Here is a 2,969-nt window from a genome sequence, read left to right on the forward strand (position 1 = left end):
GGGCAGAACTACCCAGGCGGCTCCGAGGAGGAGTTGGAACAGGCCCGCGCCATGGTTTCCGACGTGGGACGTAAGTGCATCAGCATCGTCGCGGATGTTCGCGATGACGAAGCTATGGTGGACGCTGCGCGACAGACGATCGATGAACTCGGACAAATCGTTCACCTGCTGAACAGTGCAGGTATCATCCTGAAATTCGGCAAGCTGGCAGACATCTCGCCCGAACAGTGGCGTACGGTCATTGATACCAACCTGACCGGCGTCTTCAACGTGTGTCGCGCCGCCCTGCCGCACATGGTCGCGAAGCGCAAAGGCAACATCGTGATCACCTCGTCCACCGCAGGCCGCGCCGCCTACCCCCACATCTCGGACTGCGGCGCCTCGAAGTGGGCAGGATCGGACTGATGAAGACCCTAGCAATGGAATACGGCGAATACGGTATACGCGCCAATTGTGTGGCCMCGACGAATGTCACTCCGGTGACCTTCCCTCGATGAACAACAACGAGGAAGCCTACAAACTCTTCTGCCCGGACATCGAGAACCCGAAGCGCGAGCAGATGATCGAACGAATGAAAACCATGCATCCGCTCGACGTCGCAGGTGTGGACTGCCAGGACGTCTCCAACGCCTACCGGCACCTCCTGTCAGACGACGCTCGCATGGTCACCGGCGAAGTGTTGCACGTTTCTGCCGGGCTCTCGCCAACAACATTGCGTGAACCCTGGGGAGTACAAACCGCAAGAAACCGAACGGGTAACACCGAACGGCTCCGCGGCAACAATATCTATTCTACGACAACAGATCACGAGAAGACCGACCTGCGAGTCGATCGGACGGGGAGATAGAGAATGCATGACCTGACAGGCAAAGTCGCTCTGGTCACCGGGGCGGCCCGAGGGCAGGGCCGTTCGCACGCCACCTTCCTCGCTGAGTCGGGCGCGGACGTCATCGTGCTCGACATCTGCAGACAGGTTGCAACCGTGCCATATCCGACGTCGACGGCAGAGGACCTCGACGAAACGGTCGGTCTTGTGGAGAAGTACGGACAGCGTGCTTACCGCCTCGAATGCGATGTGCGCGATCCGTCCGCGGTTGCGGAGGGTGTCGAGAGGGCGGTACGCGATCTGGGGCGACTGGACATCGCGGTGCTCAATGCCGGCGTATGCGAAATCACCGCGGCAGAATCGATCACGCCCGAGCAGTGGAACACCGTGGTGGGCACAAACTTGTCCGGCGCGTTCTTCTCGGCGCAGGCCGCCTCGAAGCATATTGTCGATGGTGGACGCGGTGGATCGATGGTATTCATAGGTTCGGCCAGTACCCTTACTCCCGTTGAGTCGATGGTGCACTACATCGCCTCGAAGCACGGTGTTGTCGGTGTAGCAAAGTCTTTGGCCAAAGAACTGGCACGCCATCAGATTCGGGTGAACGTCATCCACCCGACCAATTGCGATACCCCGATGATCCAGAACTCGATGATCTACGATCTCTTCGCGCCGGACGTGGATCAACCCACGCGCCACAGCGTCGAACCCGTGTTCCAGACACTCGCTGCACTCGATACACCGTGGGTGGACCCGGCCGACATCTCCCGCGCCGTCCTGTACTTGGTAGGGGAGAGTGGCCGATTCGTCACCGGAACCCAGCTGGAGGTTACCGCTGGATATCCGCTTCTGTAGTTTTGCGCACCTGTTGTGCACCGTCTTCGGTGGTCAGGAAGCTGCGATGGTTCGCCACCCCAGGTTCGATTCGAACCCGCGCTCGAGGGCGTTGTTCGCTCGATGCGGGCTGATAGGAAGGTATGCCGTGTCAGAGATCGTCCCCGCCGAGTTGTTGTCCAGCGAGACACCGGTTGCGTTTTACGGTTACGCGCGAGCCAAGGAAGGAACACGCCACATCCTGATGGAGCGGATGCTCTCCCTGGGAGACCCGAGTCGCGCCGAGCCCGGCATCCTTGTGTACGAGATCCATCATGATGCATCCAGGCCCGACAGCATCGCATTCTACGAGCTCTACGCTAACGGTGCCGCAATCCGTGAGCACCTCGAAAAACCCTACATGAAAGCATTTTTCGCCGATAGTACGACATTGCTGCAGTCGAACCTCGAAATCATCCCTCTCCAGCCCATCCGCTCCGTGGCAGCAATCTCGACTGACTGCCCCGGTTGACCCTACGTCCCTGTCCTATGAGTCTTCTGACGGCCGTGCTGGTGCAGAAGGTAGAATCGGACCCTCCGTGCGAGGGGTATCCCGTTCCCCCACTCGGCATCGCGCCGCAAACCTAGAAGGCCTCCCAAATGCCGTTGCTCATCATTCATGCTGTCATTGCATGTGTCAGTCTGATCACACCCCGCCGCGCCACCGAATCGATCCAAAGAATCTTTACAAATATCGCTCTTGCACGAGCCAATGCAAGATATTTAGCCGTGGCAGCGAGCGGCACACAACACGAGCCGTCTAGCCGTCAGTCATTCACCGATGCCCCGGCCGAGGCGAACCGCGCAACCTCCTAGCCCAAGCATTCCGGGCCGCAGCCTCCGCCCGACCCTCCGTCGAATTCGCGGAGACAACTTCGGGGTCCAGCGGGCTTACACGCTCAACAACCACTGTCAAACTACTTCAACCAATGTCGGGCTAGCGCTCCACGCGTGGGGATCCAGGCAATGAACCGGTGACAGTGCTTCAGCGACCGCCGAGACCAGACCGTCCGATTCCGGGCGATCAACACATCCGCCCCGTTCCCCGAGACTCCCCGTCGACGGCATCTCGGGGATTCAACCAAGTCGGATCAACCCGTGACTCGAGAAGGAGTCGGCATGACCCTCAATGGGGCTCGCTCGATGGCGTCCATGACGCCGTATCAAATAGCGATCGTTCTAGTATGCTCGCTCGTCAACCTGCTCGACGGCTACGATTTGTTCATCATGGGGTACGCCCTTCCCAACCTCCCCGAGGGGTACGCAACAG

Annotated in this window: 4 protein-coding genes; all 4 read left to right on the forward strand. The window is 59.6% G+C overall.

Annotated features, from left to right (window positions below; all coding sequences use genetic code 11):
- Nucleotides 1–405, forward strand: a 405-nt coding sequence (locus AC1DWT_RS50575) for an SDR family oxidoreductase (protein ID WP_477926196.1), incomplete at its 5' end; no start/stop codon positions are given.
- Between the two features lie 88 nt (nt 406–493).
- Nucleotides 494–847, forward strand: a complete 354-nt coding sequence (locus AC1DWT_RS50580) for an SDR family oxidoreductase (protein ID WP_095870072.1) — start codon at nt 494–496, stop codon at nt 845–847.
- 3 nt (nt 848–850) lie between these two features.
- The gene (locus AC1DWT_RS50585; protein ID WP_095870073.1) at nt 851–1,681 is read left to right on the forward strand and encodes a mycofactocin-coupled SDR family oxidoreductase; all 831 of its coding nucleotides are present in this window, start codon (nt 851–853) and stop codon (nt 1,679–1,681) included.
- Nucleotides 1,682–1,808: 127 nt separating this feature from the next.
- Nucleotides 1,809–2,171 (forward strand): putative quinol monooxygenase, encoded by a 363-nt coding sequence (locus AC1DWT_RS50590; RefSeq protein WP_164063567.1) that lies wholly within the window; start codon nt 1,809–1,811, stop codon nt 2,169–2,171.
- Nucleotides 2,172–2,969: the final 798 nt, after the last annotated feature.

This window comes from Rhodococcus sp. P4_B6 (assembly GCF_056402215.1).